The organism is Asticcacaulis currens, from assembly GCF_028550395.1.
GTDB classification, from domain to species: domain Bacteria; phylum Pseudomonadota; class Alphaproteobacteria; order Caulobacterales; family Caulobacteraceae; genus Asticcacaulis; species Asticcacaulis currens.
Window position 1 is genome coordinate 172,908 of the sequence record NZ_JAQQKW010000004.1, and the last position, 23,031, is coordinate 195,938.

The following is a 23,031-nucleotide window of genomic DNA, read 5'->3' on the forward strand; positions in this document are numbered from 1 at the left end:
AGCGCAGGCGGCCTATAGCGGATAGAGCCAGACCTGCGCCACCTGCCGTCCGCGCCCGGAACCGCCCAGGCCCTGTGGACAGAACCATTTGAGACTGAGGTGGCCCTGCGCCGTGACCTCTGGCGGCAGGTCCATCTCCACCGTCTCCGGATTGCTGCGGCGGGCGCGGGCCGCGTGCAGGGTCGTCGTGTCATTGGCGATCAGAGTCAATGGCAGGGCATAGTCTTCGCCGGCATAGACCACCTTCAGGCGATAGGGGCGCGTGCGGTCGAGCCCGGCATAGCGCAGTTCCAGCGGGGTTTCGTACAGCGCCTCGGCATAGGTGATCCACGCCAGTCGCCAGCCGTCATCCGGCGTGCGGTCGGCAATGCTCTCTAGGGCCCCCGCCATGCGTTGCGGGTCATCGGCCCAGTCAGTGCCGCGCACCAGATGCGGTGAGGCCTGCGGATCGCCCAGATCATCGTAAAACCCGTCGGGTGGCGGCGCATCGCGACGTAACAGAGCCGCCACACGTTCAGCGCGGGCGGGCACGGGCAGGGCCTCGATCTCATCCATCCGACGGGTCAGCCACACGCGGTCGTTCAGCGACAGCTGAAGCCGGTCCAAATTGGCCCCGCGCTCCCAGTTGGACGCCCCATAGAGCCGCACGCTCAGTTGCAAGCCGATGTCGCTATAGAGCCGCCCGGCCAGAGCGTGTATCTCAGTGCGCAAGGCCTGCGTGTCCGCGTCGTCGGGAGTGGAAAGCGCCCAACGCGCTGCCTGGAAGTCGTTTTTAGACAGGGCCTGGTAGGCGGCGTCTTCACGTTGCGTCTCCGCCACAGCGCGCCGCTGCATATAGGCGTCATAGCGGGCGCGATAGGCCAGCATGTCGTAACGCCAGTTGTCGCGGTGCGGCAAGCTATTCAACGTTGTCAGGGTGCGCGGGATGTCGCCGTTTCGCCGCACTGGCCCGCGCCAGTTGCGCTCCAGCCCTTCCAGCACCACGCCGAAACGCGCATCCCCCAGAAAATAGCGGCCATAGTCCGCCGCGAGGACCGATGCACTCTGTGATCGGTCCATACCAAGCCCGGTCCACATCACCTTGTTCACGTCATCGGTCACCCCTTCGGAATAGGTGACAAAGCCCTCAAAATCCCCGGCGAAATGGCGGTAGATATGGCTTTGGGCCTGCGGTTGCGGGTTGATGGGTTCGCGCCCTTCGGTGAGGGCAAAGGCCGGATCAAAGCCCGGCACCGGAAACTGCGTGTGCAGGGTATGGGCGATGTCGGGATAGAAGAGCACCTTATAACGCGCCGGAATGCGCGCCCGCTGCGCTGACACGGTGTCGCGCGATTGCGGCCCGACAAAGACCCCCGTCAACCAGGGATTTTCCTCTGCCATCAGGGCGTAAAAGCGCTCATACTGCGCCATGTCAAAGCCCTGCGCCGACACCCACACCGTCGCCTTCGGGTGATAGCGACGCAGGATCGCGGCTTCATCGCGGATCAGGGGGAACAGGATATCCGGCGGGGTATGACCGGGGTCGCCACCCGGAATAAACAGGCTGCTTATGTGCGGCGTGGCGCGCACCAGCGCTTCAAAGCGCTTAAGCTCCGCCGCCCTTTGCGCCGGGTCGCCATAGTCGGCCATCATTTGCGGGTAATAGAGGTGGAAATCGACGCCATAGCGTTCCGTAAGGCGTGACACGCCGATCAGGGTGTCGAGCGGCGGGGCCGGAAACAGCGGGCTTTCGGCGGCATCATCCGAAATCGGGGCAATCCATTGCAGGCCATTGGTCCCAAACACGATAAGGTCGCGCAGATGCCGCTCGAACATGGGCAACGTAAAGGCGTCATAGCTGTTGTTCTTGAAGCGGTAGCCGATCTGATGCGCGCGGATGGCCTTGTCGGGGGTGACATAGAGCGGCAGGCCGCGCACCCGCCCCCGCTCCGCCTTGCGCAGCACATGGCCCATACCGAACATCACACCGCGATCATCGTCTCCGGCGATAATCAGCCAGTTGCCTTTGGAAAACAGCGCATAGGCTTCCGGACGCGCGGCCGGCAGGGTCTGGCTCCAGTCCTGCCACGCGGTACGCAACCTGGGTGGCAAGAGCGCGGCCACCTGCGACCGCTGCGCCAGCACCACCTGCCCGTGCAACGCACCCAACACCGGCTCCTCCCGGAACCACGCCGCCGTCGTCTGGGCCTGCGGGCTGGCGTCAGGGGCGGTGATCAGGGTTGCCGCCACCGCCTGCGCCGACAGGCACAGGCACAGCCACAGACAGAGACACAGGAGCCGTGTCATCACACGAAGGACGGTGGCCGGTCGGCCAGCCGCGCCCCGAAGGCCGGGTTGGGCGTGGCGCTCATCAGGAAGCGCAGTTCGCCACCGCGCATCAGGGTGTCGTGAGAAATCCACGACCGGCTCCACGCCTTGCCGTTCAGGCGCATCCCGCTGACATAGACCTTATCCGGCCCATTGCCTTCGGCGACGATGCTCAGATGCCGCCCGTTACCGAGTGCAAGACGGGCCCGATTGACTAGAGGCGAACCAAAGACATAGACGCCGCTGACCGGATCAACCGTGTACAGGCCCAGCGCGCTCAGCACGTACCAGGCGCTCATCTGGCCGCAATCCTCATTGCCCTCCAGTCCATTGGGCTCAGCACGGTACATGGCCTTCATCAGCATCCGCACGCGCGACTGGGTTTTCGGCAGGGCACCGGCATAGGCATAGAGATAGGCGACGTGGTGGCTGGGCTCATTGCCGTGCGCATACTGCCCGACCAGCCCGCTGATGTCGTCCAGCGAGCCGTGATCGAGGTCCGACGGGGCGTTGAACAGGGCATCCAGCTTGGACTCAAACGCCTTTTCCCCGCCGAACATCTGCATATAGCCATAAAGGTCATGCTGATTGAGGAAAGTCGCCTGCCAGCCATTGGTTTCCGTATAGTCGCGCCAGCGTTTCTGATCGTGGCCCAGAGACTGCGGGAAATAGGGCGTCACCCAAGAACCGTCGGCCTTTTTGCCGCGCATGAAGTGGATGTAGGAGTCGAAGAGGTTGCGATAATTACGCGAGCGTTCGCGCAATTTGCGCGCATCCTCATGGGCACCGACGGCTGCCGCCAGTTTTGACGCACACCAGTCGCTATAGGCAAACTCCAGCGTGCGCGAAACGGACTCATCGACCTTGTCGGCCGGGATATAGCCCAGTTGGCGATAGAGGCCGAAACCGTGAACATCGTCATCAAAGGCGCGTTTGCGGATCACCTTATAGGCCGCCTTATAGTCCACGCCGGGCACGCCCTTGACGCAGGCCTCGGCCAGAACGGCGGCGCTGTGGTAACCGATCATGGTGTCGGTTTCGCGCCCTTGCAGCGGCCAGATAGGCGCGCCCGCCGGGCTTTCCTGTCCCATGCGCGCCAGACCGCCGATCATACCGGGCAGGCGCGGCCCCTGCGTCAGCGTATAGAGCGGATGCGCGGCGCGATAGGTGTCCCACAGGCTGTAGGTCGAATAGTTTTCTTCGCCGGGCTTCAGGCGGTGCACCTGATTGTCCATGCCGCGGTAGCGCCGATCGACGTCGGAAAAAAGGGTCGGCGCCAGCAGGCTGTGGTAATGGGCCGTATAGAAAACCTTGCGGTCATTCGGGTCACTGAGGTCCACGCGGATGCGCGACAGTTCGCTTTGCCACGCCAGATGCGCTGCCCGGCGCGTGCCCTCGAAATCAAAGCCCGGCTGTTCGGCCTCAAGGTTTTTCAGGGCTCCGTCGATATCAACCGCCGAAATCCCCACCTTGACCAGCAGCGGTGCCGATCCGGCGTCATCGAAATGCAGGGCGCATTTCAGCTTGCCACCGGCGGCGGCGTTGCCGCCGACCGGGGCGTCGTTCTGATACAGTTCGGCGCGGCTGAACGGGCGCGACAGTTTCAGCGCAAAGAAAATCCAGCGCCCACCCGCCCACATGAAGACCTGACGCCCGCCCACCAGCGTGTCATTGCCGATCAGGCGCAGGCTCGTATTGTCGAGCTTGGTCGCGGGCGATTTTTCCCACCAGTTGCGCTGCCCGTGCGCCCAGTCGATCAGAAGGTGCCCCGCCTCTCCGGCCGGGAAGACATAACGGTGCAGACCCGTGCGCAAGGTGGCGGTCAGTTCGGCGCGCACACGGCTGTCGGTCAGGGTGACGGCGTAATAGCCGGGGCTGGCTACCTCATCGGTATACCGCGAGCGGTAGCTGCCTTCGATCTGCCCCGGCTCGCCCGGATTGAGCACGACGGCTCCGGTGCGCGGCGTGACCAGACAGTCGAGCATGTCCGCGCAGCCCGTCCCCGACAGGTGGGTGTGCGAAAAGCCCATGATCGAGCCGTCCTTGACGTGATAGCCGGAACAGGAATCCCAGCCATTATTGCTGGTGTCCGGCGACAACTGCACCATGCCGAACGGCAGGGTCGCCCCCGGATAGGTGTGGCCGTGGCCGCCGGTGCCGATAAAAGGATCGACATGGGCGCACAGGTCGTCTTCAGCGGCCAGAGACTGAACCGGCAGAACGGAGGCCACAGAGGCGGCCCCCATAAGCGAACGGCGATTGATCATCGAAAGGCACTCCATAGTCGCGGGATATCGCGGCACATCACAAGGTCACAAAAGGTCGGGGGCGCTCCGCATCAGGGTCAGCACCGTCTCTCCGAACAGGCTGTTGGCCCAGGCAAACCACGAGCGGGTGAAATGGCTGGCATCGTCCTTGTGCACCGACTCATTGACAAAGCCACGCGGGGCCGAAGCGCGCAAAATCCCTTCAAGGCAGGTGCGTTGCTCCGCCTTGTCCTGAGTGGTCAGTATCTGCATCATGAGGGCGATGGGCCACACTGTGTCCGGCTCCGAATGCGGGCTGCCGACGCCGGACAGCACCTTGCCCTCGAAATAATAGGGGTTGCGGCGGCTCAACACCGCGCGGCGGGTGCGCAAATAGAGCGGATCGTCGATACGACAGGCCCCCAGATAGGGCAGACTGAGAAGGCTTGGCACGTTGGCGTCGTCCATGAACAGGCCATTGCCGAAGCCATCGACCTCATAGGCCCACATGTCACCACCCCCCGGCGCGCCGAGGCGGCCATAGGCGTTCAGGGCGTCGCTGACCTCCTGCGCCAGCGCCAGGCAGGACTGCGCGAACGCCGCCCCCAGCCCTGACGGTTCGGCGAGCTCCGCCAGTTGCCGCAGGCTGACCACGGCAAAATGATTGGCCGGTATGAGGAAGGGATAGAGGCAGGCATCGTCCGACGGACGGAAGCCGGAATGGATCAGCCCCACCTTGCGCGTCGGGGCCCCATAGCCGCGCGCCAGCGTCTCGGTGGGTTCGGACGCCGTGCGCTGAAAGCGATAAGGGCCATTTGTCTCTTTGCGCTGCTGCACACGGAAGGTATCGACGATCGTGTGCATGGCGGCGCGCCAGGTGTCGTCAAAGGCGCTGACATCTCCCGTCTGCCGCCAGTAAAGATAGGACAGGCGCACCGGATAGCACAGCGAGTCGATTTCCCATTTGCGCTCGGCCACGCCCGGCTTCATGTCGGTAAAGTCGGTCTGCGACCACGACAGATCGGTACGCGCCTTAGGGTCGTGCATATAGGCATTGGCATAGGGGTCGATCAGGATGCAGCGCGCTTGCCGGTGGATCAGACCGACAAACAGGCGTTGCAGCGCCTTATCGTCCGTCACCAGCGGCAGATAGGGCGTCACCTGCGCCGAAGAATCGCGCAGCCACAGGGCCTTGATATCGCCGGTAATGACGAAGGTGTCGGGCTTGCCATCGACCTCGCCCAGCTCAACCGTCGTATCGAGCGTGTTGGGGTAGGTGTTTTCAAACAGCCGCGCCAGAGCCGGGTTGCGGATCGCGCGGCGGGCTTTGGCGATGGTCGCTTCGACCGCCGCCGAGCGGAAGCCGCGCTGTTGCGGCGGCAGACGCACGCCGGAGGCCACCTGAGGCGACATGGGCGGAATCTCGGCCAGAGCGGGCGTTGCCAATGCGCCCAGGGTGGTTGCCCCCAAAGTGGTGAGGAACTGTCTGCGCTGCATGAACCCTATCCTTTTACCAGACCCGGCAGGTCCCAGATCTGCGATCCCGAGCCGGCCAGTGAGCGTTCGCCCTGATCGTGCAAGTCGAGCACGACGACCTCATTGACCCCGACCTTGAGATAGGGGGCCGGCACGAAGAGCGCGCGCTGCGGCCCGACAGACCAGTAGCGGCCCAGATTGTGCCCGTTGACCCAGACATAGCCCTTACCCCAGCCGCGCAGGTCGAGGAAGGTGAAGCCCGCCTCAGGGGTTTCAAACGTACCGCGATAGAAGGCGGGGCCTTCGACGCGCTGATGCTTGAAGCGCAAGGCGCTTAGATCATCGAGCGGCACGCCCTGATGCGTCCAGCCGGTGAGCGGCTTGCCATTCAGCGTGACCGGCCCGATCAGGCCCTTCTGATCCTTGCCGATCTGATCGCCATAGTTGATGTGGCCCATGGCGTCGATCAGCAGGTCGAGCGTTTCCCCGGCCTTCAGCGACACCACAATCTCGGTCTCTTTCAGACGGCGATCCAGCGTCCCGACGCGCACCTGCCCGGCGCTGACGAGGGCGTAGTCGCGCACCTCAGCCGCTTTCAGACGGCCCGACACAGCGGTTTTAGTGGTATGGCGGTAGAGCATCAGGCCGTGGTTTTGCCCCATCTGCTCAAAGGTTTTAGGTTGAGGATGGCTGACACCCTTTGGGTAAAGCTGCGCTAGCGGGGCCGTTTCGCGCAGGGTAAAGCGCTCAATCTTCAGCGCCTTTTCCGGCGCGGGCAGAGGCGTGAAGCGTTCCGGTGGCAGATAGCGGCGGAACAGTTCCTGCGCCGCCTCGTATTTCGGGGTGACGCGCCCGGCCTCGTCCAGCATGGCGTCGTAATCATAGCTCGAAATATCCGGCTGATAGCCCTGCGTCTTGTGGAAATTGGCCCCGGCATCAAAGGCGAACGAAGTGCCCCCGTGCAGCATGTAGAAGGAGAAGCTGATGCGGTTGTCGAGCATCCATTTGAGGCTCTCCATCAAAGGCGGGATTTCCATATTGGAGTGCATTTCTCCGAAGTGGTCGAACCAGCCGCCCCACAGCTCGGTACACATACGCGGGCCCTTGGTCTTGAACCTGGCATAGCGCGCAAACTCGCCCTCCGCCTTGTCATAGGTGCCAAAATTGATGCCATTGAACAGTTCCGGCAGGGCGCCGTTTTCAATGACCGCCGCTCCATCGACAGTGTAGAGCTGACCGTTGAAACCCGCGGCGCGCACCTGATCGCGGACGGCCCGCATATAGTTGAGGTCATTGCCGTAAGAGCCATACTCGTTTTCGACCTGCGTCATCAGGATCGGTCCGCCCTTGTCGATTTCAAGGTGCGACACCTCCTGCCCCAGCCGCTTCAGCCACTGCCCCGCCGGGTCCATATAGCGCGGGTCGAGCGAACGCGGGCGGATGTCCGGGTCATTGAGGAACCACGCCGGATAGCCGCCATTGTCCCATTCGGCGCAGGCATAGGGGCCGGGCCGCAACAGGACGTGCAGCCCCTCTTCCTGCGCCATCTTCACCCAGGCGGCGACGTCGAGATTGCCGCTGAAATCATAGACGCCCGGCTTTTTCTCATGCGCGCTCCAAAAGGTGTAGGTCGAAAGCGTATTCAGCCCCAGCGCCTTCAGCTTGCGCAGGCGATCGCGCCACAGCTCACGCGGGATGCGCGGATAGTGCATCTCACCCGCCATCAGGTGCACGGGCTTGCCGTCCAGCAGGAAGTTATCATCCTTTATCGTAAAGCGCGACGGGGCCGCGCAGGCGTCACCGGCTGAAAAACCGAGCGTCACCGCCGAAGCGACCAGCCCGCCGAGAATCTGTCTGCGATCCATCATGAGGGTCGTATCCTGTGGTTATTTCGGTAGCGCCATCCGGCCCGAGATCGAAAAATCAGCGTTCAGGGTCTGAGCAAATCCGGGCTGACCGCCACCGACCGAGAGGCTGTAGGCCCCGGCCCGAATGGCGCGCTCGCCCTCGAGCGTGACCGTGCTCAGATCGCGCGGGTCAATCGTCATGACGACGGTCCGGCTTTCGCCCGGCTTGAGGCTGACGCGCGAAAACGCCGCCAGCGAGGCATTGAGGCCAAAGGCATCCGGCCGTTTGACATAGAGTTGCACCACCTCGTCCCCGGCGCGCGGACCCGTATTGCGCACACGGACGCTGAGGCGCAGCGGCTGACCGGCCTTCAGAGCGTTTGTGTCCAGTTTCAGATCGCTATAGCTGAACTGCGTGTAGGATAGGCCGTGGCCGAAGGGATAGAGCGGCTTGCCCTTAAAATAACGATAGGTGCGCCCTTCCATGCGGTAGTCGATAAAGGGTGGCAGGTCCTGCACCGAGCGATAGAAGGTCACCGGCAGGCGACCGGAGGGGTTAGACTCGCCGGTCAGGGTGCGGGCAATGGCCGTGCCCCCCGCCTCGCCCGGATACCAGGCGGCCACCACGGCGTCGGCGTGGGCGTCGGCCCAGTTGAGCGCCACCGCCGAACCGGACAGCAGCACCACGACCAGCGGCTTACCCGTGGCCTTGACCGCTTTCAGCAGGTCCTCCTGCGTTCGCGGCAGGCCGAGGTCGGTGCGGTCGCCACGGTCAAAGCCCGGCACCAGAATCTGAAGCTCCTCGCCTTCGATGTCGGGCGACAGGCCGACAAAGGCGACGATAGCATCGGCGGCCTGCGCGGCCTTGACCGCCTCATCAATTTGCGGCTGCGCCGGAGCGATCCATTGCAAACGCACGCCCCAATCGCCGCCCACATGGCGATATTCGAGACGCAGACGGCGCGCGGCGGCGCTGTCGAAGGTCAGTTCGGTTTCCAGCGACTTGCCGTCGCCCGTATCGACGATGACCGGCTTGTCATCCAGATAGAGGCGCACCTCATCGTGCTGGTTGGCCTCGCAGGACCAGCAGCGATCCACGAACACTTTCAGGCGATAGGTGCCCGCCGCCGGGGGCGCGATCTGGCCGCTCCAGCGGATGCTGTAAGGGCCGTCTTTCAGCGCCTTGACCGGCAGGCGGTTCATGAATTCCAGATTTACGGTACGCTCGGTGCGCGTTTCGACCGGCGCACCGGTAAAGTCGGCGTTGGCGTAATAGCTGGCCGTCAGACCCACCGCTCCGTCGGAGGTACGTAGCGCCGTTTCCGGTACGGTGGTCGGCACCCCTTCGGCCAAGGTCGCGCCTTGTGCATAGAGCACCTTCGCGGCCCCCAGTTGCGCCCGCAATCCGGCCAAGGGCGTCACCGGCTGACGCGCTATGCCATTGTAATTGCCGCGCAGCGTCTCCTGCGTGTCGGCATTCGGGCCGATCACCGCGACGGTCTGACCGGGCTTAAGCGGCAAGACGCCATTGTTTTTGAGCAGGACCAGCGACTGTTCCGCCGCCTGTAGCGCCAATCCTTGCGCCTGCGGTGTATTGATGGCGTCCGGGCTGATCTTCGACCACGGGCTGGGCGCGCCGTCGATGCCGAGACGCTTGCGTACATCCAGCAGGCGGTTCAGCGACTGATCCATCAGGGATTCAGGGATCAGGCCCCGGCTCACGGCTTCGGGCAGGGCCGCATAGGCATTGCCGCAGTTGAGATCGACACCGGCCTTCAGGCTCTCGGCCGAGGATTCAGCGTCATTGAGACGATAGAAGTGAAAGCGCGTCATGTCGTAGATGGCGTCGCAATCGGTGACGACATAGCCCTTGAAGCCCCAGGCGTCGCGCACATAGGTCTTAAGCAGCAGGTCCGACGCGCAGGCCGGAACCCCTGCCACCGCATTGTAAGCGCACATGACCGACTGCGCCTTTGTGGTCATCACCGAATACCGGAAGGCCGGCAAATAGGTCATTTCCAGATCATAGGGCGACACCGAGGCGGCAAAGCCATGCCGCCCGGCCTCCGGCCCCGAATGCACGGCCAGATGCTTGACCGAGGCCACGACCTTCGGGTGCTGCGCGTCCGGCCCCTGAAGCCCGGTGACAAAGCCTTCGGCCAGACGGCTGGTCAGGAAGGGGTCTTCGCCATAGGTCTCCTGCCCCCGCCCCCAGCGCGGATCACGGAAGATGTTGATATTGGGCGACCACAGGGTCAGGCCGAAATAGCGCGGGTGATCCCCTGCCGGATCGGTCGAATTGAACTTGGCGCGCGCCTCGGTGGAAACCACATCCCCCACCTGTTTCAGCAGGGCCGGGTTCCAGGTGGCCGCGAGCCCGATGGCCTGCGGGAATACGGTGGCTTCGCCCGCTCGCGCCACGCCGTGCAGGCCCTCGTTCCACCATTCATACGCCGTAAGTCCCGCCGACGGCAGGGCTGGCGCCCGGTTCTGCATCTGCGCCGCCTTTTGCTCGACTGTTAGGCGGGCAATGCGCGGGTCGAGCGGCGGCTCAGCCGTTTGCGCCAGCGCCGCACCCAGAGACAGGGCCCCCAGAGACAGGGCACTGAGGCTTACGGTCAGCAGAAGGGGTTTCACAGCAGAAAATACAGATCGGGAAGTCATTGCGCAGCGCCATAAAGGGAACGGATGGTCAGCGCCCGGCGAAGTTGCGCCTCGGAAGCTGAGGTTTTGAGATCGAGGCTGACGGTCTCACCCGGCATCAGGTCAAAGGCATTGTCGGACAGGCTCACCTCAGGCGCGTCCGTATCGACCCAGACCTGCCGCGCCAGCGTGCGCGCCGACAAGGTGAGGCGATAACCGTCCGTCGTGCGGGTCAGGCGCGACCTGATCTTCGGATCGCGGAGCGCCAGCGCCTTGGAGGCGACGAAATAGCTCTGATGCCGCGAGAGAACCTGATCGTTTTCCAGTAGCTCGACACTGACCACGGTCGATTTGGGATCAGCGCCTTTCAGCAGGTCGGCATCGCTGATCCGCATAATGACCTGTGCACTGAGTGGGGCGGCGTTGAGGTCCTGCGTCCATTGCGACAACAGCTTGCCGTCCAGGGTCATCACCTTAAGCCGCCAGTGCAGACGCGCCTCGCTCTGACGATCGGAAACAACCGACAGCTCGGTCACGCCGTCACGGCGCAGCAGCGATACGGAGACCGGGGCATAGAAGCGACGCGCCGAATAGTGCAGCGCCTTCCAGCGGCCATAATAATCGACGCTCGACCACGAGGCCACCGGCCACACGTCGTTCAGTTGCCAGTAGAGACCGCCCATATTTTGCGGGCGTGAGGCGCGCAGATGCCGCGCCGCCAGCTCGATACCTTCGGCCTGCATCACCTGCGACAGATAGACGAAGTCCTCAAAGCGCCTGGGCTGACCGTAATTATTGTTGATATACATCAGAAGGCGCTGATTGCCGCGGCCCTTATCGAACTTCTGGTGGGCGATCATCACCGGGGCATCAATGGCCATATCCTTCGGGCCGGCAAAGGTCTTGATCGTCGCCATGACCGGGAAGGATTGCAGCCCGTATTCCGACATGAAGCGCGGCGTCACCGTCAGATAGGTCTCTACCGGCTGCTTGCCGCCCCAGACCGTCCAGTAGTGGCGGTCCCCGTCGCGGTCACCATCCGACGGACCATCATAGTCGGCCGTCGGGGAACCCGGCCAGTAAGGCGTGCCCGGTGAATACTTATCGACCGCGCCGCGCAGCACCTGATCGAACAGACGCACCAATCCAGTATGGATACGCTCGGCCTCCTTGCGGCCGACCTTGTCCTTCAGCGCCTGACTGTCGCCCCAGTTATCCCAGTTGACCTGCACCTCATTATTGCCGCCCCAGATGACAACGGAGGGGTGGTGGCGCAGGCGACGCACCTGATCATAGGCCTCCTGACGCACGTTTTCGCGGTAGGCTTCGTCGTATGGCGGGATGGAGCCGCCGAACATGAAGTCCTGCCACAGCATCAGGCCGTGGGCGTCGGCCCAGTCGTAGAAGCCGTCGTCGAAATAGTGCCCCCCACCCCACAGACGCAGCATATTCATATTGGCGTCGATGGCGGTTTTCAGGATACGATCCCGATAGGCATCGGAGACGCGCGGCGGCATCATGTCGAGCGGGATCATGTTGGCGCCCTTCATATAGATCGGCACGCCATTGATCAGTATCTCGAAGCTGCGCCCCCACTCATCCTTCTGACGACGGATTTCCGAGGTGCGCAGACCGATGCGCTGCACGCGCTCGCCCATCACCACGCCGTCGCTCAGAACACGCGCACGGACGGTGTAGCGATCCGGCCGACCATAGCCCACCGGCCACCAGCGTTTGGGATGGTCGATGCGCACCGGCAGGCTGAGACTGTTGCTGCCGGCATAAAGGGGAAGGGTTTGCGTCTGGGTCTGCGACTTGCCGTCCGGATCGGTAACGGTAACCTCCAACGTGGCGTTGCGCACGGCATCGGAGACGATCTCGAACCGCGCCTCAAGGGCCGCCACCTGATCATCGAGGTGCTGTTGCTGCGCAAAGAAATCCAACAGGCGCACGCCGTCATAAATGTCCAGCCGCACCGGTCGCCACGGCCCCAGCGTCACGAGGCGCGGGCCCCAGTCCCAGCCGTACTGATACCCCGCTTTGCGCACATAGGCCGAACTGTTCTGCCCCAGCGGCTCATCGCCAAACGCCGAGTCATAGGCCCCCGGCTGGTAATAGCTGAGCCCCTGCATAAAGGGCCGCATTTTATTGATCGGTGAGGCAAAGCGGATATGCAGGCGATTGGCCCCGCCCACCACCATGTCCTTAACCGGCACACGCCAGCTACGGAACATATTGTCTGCCGAAAGCAAGACCCTACCGTTCAGCGTCACCTCGGCAAACGTATCCAGCCCGTCGAACACAAGGTCGACATGCCCGCGCTTCAGCGTCGCCTCATCGAGCGTAAATGACGTTTCGTATTCCCAGTCCGACAGGCCGACCCACTGCGCCGCCGCCTCGTTCAGGCCGACATAGGGGTCTTTGAGCTTGCCCAACGCGATCAGGTCGCTCTGTACCGTGCCCGGCACCGTTGCCGTCATCCACTCGGCGACTTCGGGATGCGCCGCGCGATTGGGATCGCCCTCAGCGATGCGAAAACGCCAGCCCTCCGTCAGGGTCCGCGTCTCAGACCCTTTCACGGTTTCCGCCCACACCGGCACGCTCGTCAGGGAAAGGGCCACAATCAGCCAGAGACAAAAAGTGATCAGCCCGTCCATCCCGCCGGCCCCACGCCCCTTCGAAATCACTGTCCGATGCACGAATGGTTCTCCCTGGCTTTGCAGAGCCCTCAGGCCACCCGCCCCGCAAGAGGCGCCTCAAATTAATAGCAATTCAAAAAATTCAATCAACTAAAATAAGTTTTTGCAAACGATTTTAATTCGAAAATTTTAATCAGTTAAAAGCAAAAAGGGCCCGCGCCTCAGTTGAGGGCGGGCCAGTTTGCACCACTAATACATACAGAACGCTTTAAATATTCATATTAGAAACATGAATACATTGTATTACATTTTCAGATTCACGCCGACGAAGAAGCGGCGGCCGTTCTTGTAGAAGGCGGTCGGCGCGTCTGCGAACGAGCTGAACGAGTAGTACATCTCGTCGAGCAGGTTCTGACCGTTGGCATAGACCGAAATCTTGTCATTGACCTTATAGGTGGCTGACAGATCGACCTGCTTGTAGGAATCGGTGAAGTCCTTCGAGTTACGACGACCGATGCCCGTGAAGTATTGCGAGCGGTAGTTGTAGCTCAGGCGAACCTGCCAGGGGCCTTCTTCGTAGTAGGGGATGACGCTGATGGTATCACGCGACAGGTACGGCATGTTGTAGGCCGTCGTGCCCGTGTCGGCATCGGCGAAGGTGTAGTTCGCGATGATACCGAAGCCGTAGGCGATATCCTTTTGCCCTTGCAGCGCAAAGCCGGTGACAGAGGCGTTCTGGGCATTAAAGGGCGACGAGAAGGAGTAGGTCGCGTTGGCATTGGTCAGCTTGTTGAAGAAGACTTTTTCCTGCGTGTCGTTGACAACGTAGGAGCTGATCTTGCGGTGGAAGAGTTCCGCCGCCAGAAGGCCGGTCTTGTCGAAGTACCATTCCACCGACGCTTCGAAGTTGGTCGATTCATAAGGCTTCAGGTTGGCGTTACCGCCACCGCCGGTCAGCTGACGGTCGTTCAATTCCACAGTGCCGGCCAGTTGGCTGTAGCGCGGACGGGCGATCACCTGCGCCGCACCGACCTTGATCAGGACATCATCGGCGGCTTCATAAACAACGTTGATGTTCGGCAGCAGCTTGGTTTCTTTCTGAGTGACGCTCTTGGGCGTATAGGTCGTACCGCCGTCTGAGGTTTCCCAGTAGTTCGACTGGTCTTCGGTCGAAACCAGTCGCGCACCGACGTTACCGCGCCACTTGTCGTGACGGAAGTTGCCTTGCAGGTAACCTGCCGCGATGTTTTCCTTCACGGTGAATTCCATGCCGTACTTCGGCCCGTTATAGCGGGTGATGCTGGCATTGATGACACCGAAGATGCCGTCACGCGTCAGGCCCAGATACTGCATGGCGTTGCCGCTGCCGCCCATATCAGCCCACAGGCCGTCCGGAGTCAGTTGCGAAGCGAAGTCACTGAGGTAGAGCGTCTTGTTGGCGAAGTAGTCCCAGCCTTCGGCATCCAGCGAGTTCTCGTGCTTGGTCAGCTTGGCGCCGAACAGAACGGTCTCAAAGAAACCGTCCAGATTGCGGCGGAAGTCGATCTGACCGTAGGTTTCCTTGTCCGTGGTGCGGCTGCGTTCCATGCCGCCCATCTGGACGTAGTTGCCGGTCACGCCGTTGATCGTGCTGGTCGAAGACGACGGCGAACGGAAGAACGACTTGGGCGTCGTGGGCGAGGTATCGTAGTTGATATAAGTGCTGTTGGCCGTAAAACCGAACTGGAAGCCCGAGTTCAGGTCGAAGCTGATCATGCGCTCCGGCTCTTTACCGCCGGTCGCCTGCGTCCAGCCGACATTACCGGATACCTTCCAGTCACCGGCATTCCACTTACCGGCCAGGTTGACGCTGTCCGTCTTGACCACCGTGGTGCGCAGGATGGCGTCATACTGCGTCAGGGTGCCGGTGCCAGGGGCCTTGGCGGGCACATAAGCGCCGGTGATCAGGCCATTCGCCACAGTGAAGTCGCGAGAGTTAGAGCTGTTCCACACCGGAACGGCGTACATCGACTGGTTATAGTTGGTGTAGTCGCCTTCGATATGCAGGGCCGTCAGGTCGAACTGCGTGTCGTCATTCGGCTTCCACTGGATGGCCGTGCTGACACCGGTGCGTTGACGGGTCTGGTCGAAATAGGCCCAGTTGAAGCAGCAGGGCACATTGGCAGCCGCCAATTGGTTATAGGACGCCAGGGTCGGCGCTGCGCCGTTGATCTTCGGGCCGGTGACAGTGTTCCCGGACACCGTGAAGGCGCTGTTGAAGGCGCCGGCACCCATATAGCCGAAATATTCGATACCGGCGCGATGCAGTTGCTGCTTGTCATAGGTGGCCGCGACGAGGACACCAAAAGTGCGGGCTTCGTTATGCCAGCTATAGAGCGCCGAACCACGGACATCGCCCTTTTCCGAGCGGTCATTATAGCTGTAGCCGAGCGAGCCGGTGATGGTGCCGGGCTTCAGGTCCAGCGGCTTGCGGGTTTCGAGGATAACCGTACCGCCCAGAGAGCCTTCGTCTATCCACGCTTCAGGGCTCTTATAGACCTTGAGCTGACCGACGATTTCCGGCGCCATCAGCGAATAGTTGAAGGTGCGGCTGGTCGGGTCGTTCGGGTTACCGCCCCAGTCGGCCGAGGCGATCGAGTGGCCATCGACCAGAATGCGGTTCAGAGCCGGGTCGGTACCGTGGATCGAGACCTTTTCGCCTTCGCCGAAGTTACGGTCAACGCTGACACCCGGCAGGTGCGACAGCGACTCTGCGATATTGGTGTCGGGGAACTTGCTGACGTCTTCGGCCGAGATGACATCGACAATAGCGTCGGTCTTCTTCTTTACAGCCGCAGCCTTTTGCAGGCTGCCCTTGATGCCGACGACGACAACCTCCTGAACGTCGCCACCTTGCTGTGCATAGGCCGCGCCCGAAAGCATCACCCCGACGAGCGCCGTGCTCATCAAAACAGAGCGTTTCAAACTCATCACTTCGTCCCCTTAATGGTCATAAATCCACGTTTGCTCGCACGCCGTTTCTCGCCATCAAGGTGCTGAAATTGCGTTCGTATAACGAAAGTATGACAACTTTGAACTCTGTCAACGATAATTCATATATTTGATTTATTAATTGCACATTTTAGAGACCAAATTTGCCATATAAATAAACCAAAATTCTCAGATCGTTCAGAAAACTGAGAAATAATATAATTAAATCAGTAATATATAACTCCGTGGGAATAAGGAGGTAATATTACCAATTATATGCCTTGATGCAAATTGGCAACATAACCACCAAAATACCAAAATGCCATTGCGCCGTTTCGCAAAGTTTGTGACGCTATGCCTTCACGCCCCGCTCCAACCCTTTTCTCGCCCCGGCACGCCATGCAGGATTTACCTCGTAAACAACCCGGTTTTCGAAAGATTGTTGTCGTCGGCGGTGGGACGGCTGGGTGGATGACGGCGGCGCTTCTGGTCCGCCTTACCGAAGGCCGTCTGGGTCAAATTCATCTGATAGAGTCGGAAGACATAGGCACCATAGGCGTGGGCGAAGCGACGATTCCGCCAATCCAGGACTTTAACCGGCTACTAGGCATCGACGAAACGACGTTTCTGCGCGAGACCAAGGCCACCTTCAAGCTGGGGATCGAGTTTCGCAACTGGCATCAGAAGGGCGACAGCTATATCCACCCCTTTGGTGTGATCGGGGCGCAGATCGGAAGGGCCGGTTTCCATCATTACTATACACGCGCGGCCCTGTCCGGAGACACCACGGCCTTCGAAGCCTATTCACTGGCCAGCGTCGCCGCCCGGCAGGGCCGCTTTGCGCCCCCCCCCCGTCACGACAGCGGCGTGCATTCCACCCTTGGCTATGCCTACCATTTCGACGCCGGCCTGTTTGCGCAATTCCTGCGCCGCTATGCCGAAGCGCGCGGCGTGATACGTCACGAAGGGCGCATTACGAAGGTGAATCAGCGCGCCGAAGATGGCTTTATTACTGGCCTGGAGACCGAACGGGGCGAGACTCTCGACGGAGATCTTTTCCTCGACTGTTCCGGTATGCACGCGCTACTTCTGCAAAAGACGCTGGAGACGGGTTTTGAGGACTGGAGCCACTGGCTGCCCGCCAACCGGGCCTGGGCCGTGCCCTGCTCTAATGTCTCGGCCCCCCTGCCCTATACGCGGGCCACGGCCCATAGCGCGGGGTGGCAATGGCGCATCCCGCTGCAACACCGCACCGGCAATGGCCACGTCTTCAGCGCCGACTTCATGAGCGAGGATGAGGCGCAGCGGATACTTCTCGACAACCTCGATGCCCCGCCCTTGGCTGATCCCCGCCTTATTCGTTTCCGCACGGGCCGCGCCCGACAATTCTGGCACAAGAATGTCGTCGCCATCGGCCTGTCCGGTGGCTTTCTTGAGCCGCTCGAGTCCACCTCTATCCACCTGATCCATTCGGGTCTGATCAAGTTCATGGATCTGTTCCCGGACCCGGACTTCAATCCGCTTCTGGCCCAGCAGTATAATCAGGCGGTCGGCATGGATTATGACACCATCCGCGATTTCCTGATCGCCCATTACAAGCTGACCAAGCGCGACGATTCCGAATTCTGGCGATACTGTCGCGAGATGAGCATTCCCGCTTCACTCCAGTATAAGCTGGATCAGTTTCGCGAGAGCGGTCGGGTTATCATGTCCCGCGGCGACCTGTTTCAGATCCCAAGCTGGCTGGCCGTCTTGTTCGGCCAAGGCGTGATGCCGAAGCGTTATGACCCGCTGGCCGATCTCATCGAACCGCAGGACCTTTCCGACATACTACGCCAGATGCAGGGCACTATCACCGAATACGCAAACACCATGCCGCCGCAGGCCCGCTATCTGGAACAACTTGGCCTTACCCTTGCGGCGGGAAAGTAGAGTTTAAATGGCGCCTTACAAACACCCCACGCTGCTAGTAGAGCCCGTTGCCCGGCCCACGCAGACGCATCCCTGCCGTCTTGAGGTCTGCGTGGACAGCCCGCGTTCGCTCTATGCCGCCGTCGAAGGCGGTGCCGCGCGTATCGAGCTTTGCAGCGCGCTCAGCCTGGGCGGACTTACGCCGGGGCCAGGCCTCGTGCGCACGGCGCAATCACTCGGCCACTCCACCCGCGCCATGATCCGCCCCACCGAAGGCGGGTTTGTCTATGGGCCAGACGATCTGGATGTCATGCGACGCGATATTGACGCGATGGCCGATCATGGTCTGGAAGGCGTGGTGATGGGGGCCCTTACTCCGAAAGGATACCTCGACGAGTCCTTTCTGGCCCGCCTGTGCAGCCATGCCAAAGGCCTGAAAATGACCCTTCACCGCGCGATCGACCTGACGCCCGATCCGCTTGAAGCCCTTGAAACGGCTATCGGGCTCGGTTTCGACACCGTCCTGACCTCCGGCACACAAATGCGCGCCATCGAAGGACTGGACATCGTCCGGGCGCTGGTTGAAACCTCCGCCGGGCGTATCGACATCATGGCCGGTGGCGGCATCAACGCGGCGCAGATCGGCGAGATCATCGGTGCCACCGGCGTCAACTGGGTGCATGGTTCCTGCTCGCGTTTGCAGGAGGTCGGGCCTGCCGAGTTGGAACTGGGGCTGTCAAGCGACAGCTATCGTCTCACCGAGGCCTCATTGGTCAGGGCGATCTGCGACGCCCTGCAACCGCAGAACTGAGGATTGGCCGATGCACGAATACCTTATCGGCATTGATGGTGGTGGCACGCGCTGCCGCGCCCGCCTGACAACCAACGAAGGCCGCGTTATCGGACAGGGCCTGTCGGGCCCGGCTAATATTCAGCTCGGCCTCGACTACAGCTGGCGCAATATCAGCGAGGCGATCGACCGCGCCCTGGATCAGGCGGGCTTGGATAGACACCTGTTCCCGCGTTGCCGGCTGGGGCTGGGACTGGCCGGTGTGGTCACCGAAGCTGACCGTCAGCAAGTTGCCGCCAAGGCCGCAGCGTTCCACAGCGTCAAGGTCGCCACCGACGCCCACACGGCGTGTCTTGGGGCCTTTGGGGGCCGTGACGGGGCCATCTTCATCGGAGGGACGGGTTCGGTCGGCTATGCGTGGTTGTCGGGCGAAAGCCATCAGGTCGGTGGCTGGGGCTTCACACTGGGCGACGAAGGTTCGGGCGCGACCCTTGGTCGTCAGGCATTGCGTTATGCTTTGATGGCGCGCGATGGACTGATTGAAGGTACGGCCCTGACCGAGCGCGTCAATCGCTTCTTCACCAGCGCGGGTATTGACCTTCAAACCTGGCTAGCGACAGCGCGCCCCACCGATTTTGGGACCTTTGCGCCAGATGTGATGGAACTGGCCGAAAGGGGCGACCCCTGGGCGCTCGATATCCTCAAGATCAATGTTGGCTGGCTTGAGACATATGTACGACGCCTGACGAGACTGGGTGCACCGCGGGTTTGTCTTCTAGGGGGCGTTGCGCCGCGCTACATGCCTTATCTGTCGGAAGAGGCCCTTTCGCTGATTGCGGATGCCCAGGGCGATGCTCTGGACGGAGCGCTTCTGATGTGTACGGGTCTAAGCGAAGGGCAATTGCCAGGCGGGCTCGATATCCCACAACTCGTAAACTGAGACGTTTAGCTCAAACTGGCCTGTAACAAGGTTAGCGTGGCCTTAGACGTTGACGTCCCAGCCAGGTGGCTCATGTGGTCAACCCTGGTTTTCGTAGTTTCACGCGTCGAGTGAACTGATGGTCAGGAGACGGGCGGGCCCTTAGTCATCCCTTTGACGTGTTTTACCAAAAGCGTAGGGGGCTGGCTGAGCCTTAAAAAGGCACCGGCGACCCGTCTTACTCAAAACCTCTGGTGTCAGATGGCAACAGATGGGCTGACCAAGGGGGATTCTGACATGCTGTCCCGCTGCGGTAAAATTCAAGTCGGCTGACGCCGAGCGTTATCGGCTACCAGCTAACAAACACGGTGGCGTCTGCGGGGACCTGCGCCAGGCGGCTGTTATGTTCGGTCTTCAGCGATACATCGGTCTCGTCGGTCCTCAGGGTCAGATCGGGTAAGCGACGGCGCTTCTTGGCCAGAAAGCGGACGCAGGCCATCTGACCCGTCGGGCCTTTCAGGACCAGCATCAGACCCGCCGCATTGCGCGTTATCGAGTAGGGGTAGTCGGCAAACAGCCAGAAGGGCAGATCGACGCCGTAAAAGCCACGCGCCGCGATAATAAAGGCCCCGCCGCATCCATAGATCTCCTGCCCCACCTGCCCCGCCGGTTGCCCGTCCGCGTACAGGTCTTCCAGCGGAAACGACAGCGCCCGGTCGATATGGCCGTTGCGGATGGTGGTCGCCAGCGCTTCTTTCGGCAGGGCGTCGGGATAGTAGGACCAGCTTCTGTCAAAGGCGAAGCGGCGATATTCGGACAGCAGCAGCTTGACCTTGGGCGGCAACTGCTCCCCGGCCAGTTGCAGCACCTCGTCAAAGGCTGAGAAGGACTCAAAGCACTCATAGGCCGCCATATAGGGTGCATCGTGCAGGCAGGTGACGCCGAAGAAGTTGCTATAGGCCGAGGCATTCTCAATCTGCGAATCCCACAGCACGCAATTGTGCACAAAGCTCGCCAGAAACACCTCGGCCTGCGCCAGATAGCGCTCATCACCGTCCATGCGCCACAGCTTGATACAGGCGGCAATCCCCCAGGCCGTCAGATTGGCCTGATAGACCAGTTCGAAACGCATCCCCTCGGTCGCCTGCATGGCCGCTCGGGCCTCGTTTAAATAGAGGTCGTTGCCGGTCAACTGATGCGCCTGAAGCATGACATAGGCGTAGAGGCCTGCCACATCGGTCTGGCCATAGCCGTCACCCCGCGTCTCGGTAATCACCGAAAAGTCGCGCACATCGTACTGGATGGGCCACAGATATCTGAAATGATGCGCTGATCTGACCGCGTAGTCGAGCGAATCGAGAAACAGCTTTCGCGCCCGTTTGTCCCCCCTCAGGGCCAGCCGCCCCAGATTCATCAGCGGATGATAGAGGTACCAGGAATCCACTGCATTGGCGTTCTTGTCCTCCCCGACATTGGGCAGGTATCGGCGGATGACCCGCAGTTCCTTGTCGAAAAAGCGCCCCATCCCGGCCATCAGCACATCGCGGTAGGGCTCTGCCTTGCCGAACAGGGTCTGATATTCATCAATCGCCGAGGCAACGCTCATCTGCACCATGGAATCCGGATATTCCGAGGCGGTATAAGGGTGCAGATAGACCTGGCCGTAATGGCGAATGGTCGCTTCAGGTGCGGTCTTCAGGTCGTGCAGGGTCTGTTCAGCCCGCGCCGGCCAGTCGTGAAAGCGCGGTTCGGGCCGATCCAGATGCGGATAGATGTCGCCGATCATGTCGATAAACAGGCGCGCTTCTTCCGTCTCATTGCGAGCGCACTCCGTGCGCAGGCCCAGATAGGCGTCGGAAATGACATAGGTCTGCCCGGCCTTCAGCGGCGCGGTCGGCGGCGAGTTACCGTTGGGCGCGGCAGGCGGCTGATAGCCAAGCTCCGGCCACTCGCCGCCCACCACGCCGTCGGGTTTGGTGGCAGTCGCCAGAAAATAGGGATTGAGCGCCGTCAGGTTCTGCACATAGAGGACGCAACCGAATGCCGGTTCCTCGACACAAAAATAACACAGGCCGATATTGTAGCCGCGTTGCGCCGCCTCGACGCGGCCCTTCGTGGTCAGCGGATCGTCCTGCGCATCGAGCACATAGAGGTCGCGCGGCCAGAAGGGCAGAAGGAGGTCGAAGGCAGGTCGAAGCGCACTGCGCACATTCAGGAGCGTCTCGCCCTTCAGGCTCACCTCTACCGTCCATTCACCCGTCTCGGTTTGCGCGCGGAAATTCACGCCCGACGCGGTCGTTTCCAACCCCTCAATCCGATAGGGTCCGCTATTGAAGATCAGGCGCAGCGCCAGACCGCCACGCTCCGGTCGCGAAATTTTCAGCCATGGCGTGTCGCGTCCGGCCCGGACCTCCAGCGTCAGTCCGCCCAGGCACAGCCTTGCCTCAGCTTCCTTGCGGCCTTGCAAATCGGCCCGCACTCGCAGGGTCTCAGGCGTTACGGCCGCCGTTTTGCGTGCCATCACGAACGTTCCAGCAGCGGTTCGACGCGCAAAACCGAGACATCCGTGCGTACTGAGCGCGTCAGGGCAAAGCCGATCGTATCGGCCAGGTCTTCGGCATAGAGCATTTCGTTGCGCGCAATGGCCTCACGCTGTTCTTCAGGGCTCTTTTCCTGCATGTCGGCCCCGACCGAACCGGGTTCGACCAGAGTGACCTTGATATGGAAATCCATGACCTCCTTGCGCAATGTCTTGGCATAGGTCTCGATCCCGGCCTTGGTGGCGGCATAGACGCTGGTTCCTGCCCCCATAAACTCGGCACTGATGGAACCCACAAACACCAGATGGCCCGCGCCGGCAGCCTTCATGCGTAGAATGGCCTCGCGGGCACACGCGATGTAGCCGATGAAGTTGGTCTCTGCCGCCAGACGCCAGTCCTCATCCGCCTCATCCTGCGCGCCGCCAACGGCCAGACCGGCACTGTTGATCAGGATGTCGAGCCCGCCCAGATGGTCGTCCACCGCGGCAAAAACGCGAGCTAAGTCGTCGCGGGTGGAGACATCGGCGGTCAGACCATGGATGTCGGCGTCCGGATTGACCTCACGTGCATGGGCCAGCGCGTCCTCCAGTTCGGGCTGATGCCGCCCGAAGGTCACGACGCGCGCCCCCTGTTCGACCAGCAGCGCCACCGTGGCCCGCCCGATGCCGGTCGTGCCGCCGGTCACCAGAACCCGTTTGCCCGCAAGCGAAGTCGTCTCGACAGCCATGACCGTCTCCATCTGT

12 protein-coding genes are annotated in these 23,031 nt (G+C 61.6%); 3 read left to right on the forward strand and 9 right to left on the reverse strand.

What is annotated here, in order from left to right; all coding sequences use genetic code 11:
• Nucleotides 1–12 precede the first annotated feature (12 nt).
• The 7 genes from PQU94_RS08395 to PQU94_RS08425 all read right to left on the reverse strand — a co-directional run bounded on the left by PQU94_RS08395 (nt 13) and on the right by PQU94_RS08425 (nt 16,128).
• The gene (locus tag PQU94_RS08395; protein ID WP_272741199.1) at nt 13–2,286 is read right to left on the reverse strand and encodes a hypothetical protein; all 2,274 of its coding nucleotides are present in this window, start codon (nt 2,284–2,286) and stop codon (nt 13–15) included.
• Nucleotides 2,286–4,574 (reverse strand): GH92 family glycosyl hydrolase, encoded by a 2,289-nt coding sequence (locus PQU94_RS08400; RefSeq protein ID WP_272741014.1) that lies wholly within the window; start codon nt 4,572–4,574, stop codon nt 2,286–2,288. Before PQU94_RS08400 ends, PQU94_RS08395 begins: the two co-directional genes overlap by 1 nt.
• A gap of 45 nt (nt 4,575–4,619) precedes the next feature.
• A complete protein-coding gene (locus PQU94_RS08405; protein ID WP_272741015.1) occupies nt 4,620–6,050 on the reverse strand; it encodes a glycoside hydrolase family 125 protein in 1,431 nt (476 codons plus the stop codon).
• 5 nt (nt 6,051–6,055) lie between these two features.
• Nucleotides 6,056–7,897 (reverse strand): glycoside hydrolase family 35 protein, encoded by a 1,842-nt coding sequence (locus PQU94_RS08410; protein ID WP_272741016.1) that lies wholly within the window; start codon nt 7,895–7,897, stop codon nt 6,056–6,058.
• A gap of 18 nt (nt 7,898–7,915) precedes the next feature.
• Entirely contained in the window at nt 7,916–10,513 is a 2,598-nt protein-coding gene (locus tag PQU94_RS08415) for a glycoside hydrolase family 3 C-terminal domain-containing protein (RefSeq protein WP_272741017.1), read from the reverse strand.
• Between the two features lie 23 nt (nt 10,514–10,536).
• Nucleotides 10,537–13,218 (reverse strand): beta-mannosidase, encoded by a 2,682-nt coding sequence (locus PQU94_RS08420; protein WP_272741018.1) that lies wholly within the window; start codon nt 13,216–13,218, stop codon nt 10,537–10,539.
• 243 nt (nt 13,219–13,461) lie between these two features.
• Nucleotides 13,462–16,128 (reverse strand): TonB-dependent receptor, encoded by a 2,667-nt coding sequence (locus tag PQU94_RS08425; protein ID WP_272741019.1) that lies wholly within the window; start codon nt 16,126–16,128, stop codon nt 13,462–13,464.
• 399 nt (nt 16,129–16,527) lie between these two features.
• Here PQU94_RS08425 and PQU94_RS08430 point away from each other — a divergent pair, with 399 nt between their 5' ends.
• From PQU94_RS08430 to PQU94_RS08440, 3 genes are read left to right on the forward strand one after another with little or no spacing between them, the layout of a single operon-like run.
• Nucleotides 16,528–18,060, forward strand: a complete 1,533-nt coding sequence (locus PQU94_RS08430; protein WP_272741020.1) for a tryptophan halogenase family protein — start codon at nt 16,528–16,530, stop codon at nt 18,058–18,060.
• Between the two features lie 7 nt (nt 18,061–18,067).
• A complete protein-coding gene (locus PQU94_RS08435) occupies nt 18,068–18,850 on the forward strand; it encodes a copper homeostasis protein CutC (RefSeq protein ID WP_272741021.1) in 783 nt (260 codons plus the stop codon).
• A 10-nt stretch (nt 18,851–18,860) separates the two neighbouring features.
• Nucleotides 18,861–19,769, forward strand: a complete 909-nt coding sequence (locus tag PQU94_RS08440) for a glucosamine kinase nucleotide-binding domain-containing protein (RefSeq protein WP_272741022.1) — start codon at nt 18,861–18,863, stop codon at nt 19,767–19,769.
• Between the two features lie 328 nt (nt 19,770–20,097).
• On the opposite strand, the gene PQU94_RS08445 is transcribed toward PQU94_RS08440, so the two are convergent.
• Complete coding sequence (locus PQU94_RS08445) at nt 20,098–22,269, reverse strand: hypothetical protein (RefSeq protein ID WP_272741023.1); 2,172 nt, start codon at nt 22,267–22,269, stop codon at nt 20,098–20,100.
• The gene (locus tag PQU94_RS08450) at nt 22,269–23,015 is read right to left on the reverse strand and encodes an SDR family oxidoreductase (protein WP_272741024.1); all 747 of its coding nucleotides are present in this window, start codon (nt 23,013–23,015) and stop codon (nt 22,269–22,271) included. Before PQU94_RS08450 ends, PQU94_RS08445 begins: the two co-directional genes overlap by 1 nt.
• Between the last annotated feature and the right edge of the window lie 16 nt (nt 23,016–23,031).

What these genes read in the sequence shown, in the direction of transcription:
- PQU94_RS08395 (WP_272741199.1), bottom strand. Translation starts at nt 2,286, where the DNA reads ATGACACGGCTCCTGTGTCTCTGTCTGTGGCTGTGCCTGTGCCTGTCG.
- PQU94_RS08400 (WP_272741014.1), bottom strand. Translation starts at nt 4,574, where the DNA reads ATGATCAATCGCCGTTCGCTTATGGGGGCCGCCTCTGTGGCCTCCGTT.
- PQU94_RS08405 (WP_272741015.1), bottom strand. Translation starts at nt 6,050, where the DNA reads ATGCAGCGCAGACAGTTCCTCACCACTTTGGGGGCAACCACCCTGGGC.
- PQU94_RS08410 (WP_272741016.1), bottom strand. Translation starts at nt 7,897, where the DNA reads ATGATGGATCGCAGACAGATTCTCGGCGGGCTGGTCGCTTCGGCGGTG.
- PQU94_RS08425 (WP_272741019.1), bottom strand. Translation starts at nt 16,128, where the DNA reads ATGAGTTTGAAACGCTCTGTTTTGATGAGCACGGCGCTCGTCGGGGTG.
- PQU94_RS08430 (WP_272741020.1), top strand. Translation starts at nt 16,528, where the DNA reads ATGCAGGATTTACCTCGTAAACAACCCGGTTTTCGAAAGATTGTTGTC.
- PQU94_RS08435 (WP_272741021.1), top strand. Translation starts at nt 18,068, where the DNA reads ATGGCGCCTTACAAACACCCCACGCTGCTAGTAGAGCCCGTTGCCCGG.
- PQU94_RS08440 (WP_272741022.1), top strand. Translation starts at nt 18,861, where the DNA reads ATGCACGAATACCTTATCGGCATTGATGGTGGTGGCACGCGCTGCCGC.
- PQU94_RS08445 (WP_272741023.1), bottom strand. Translation starts at nt 22,269, where the DNA reads ATGGCACGCAAAACGGCGGCCGTAACGCCTGAGACCCTGCGAGTGCGG.
- PQU94_RS08450 (WP_272741024.1), bottom strand. Translation starts at nt 23,015, where the DNA reads ATGGCTGTCGAGACGACTTCGCTTGCGGGCAAACGGGTTCTGGTGACC.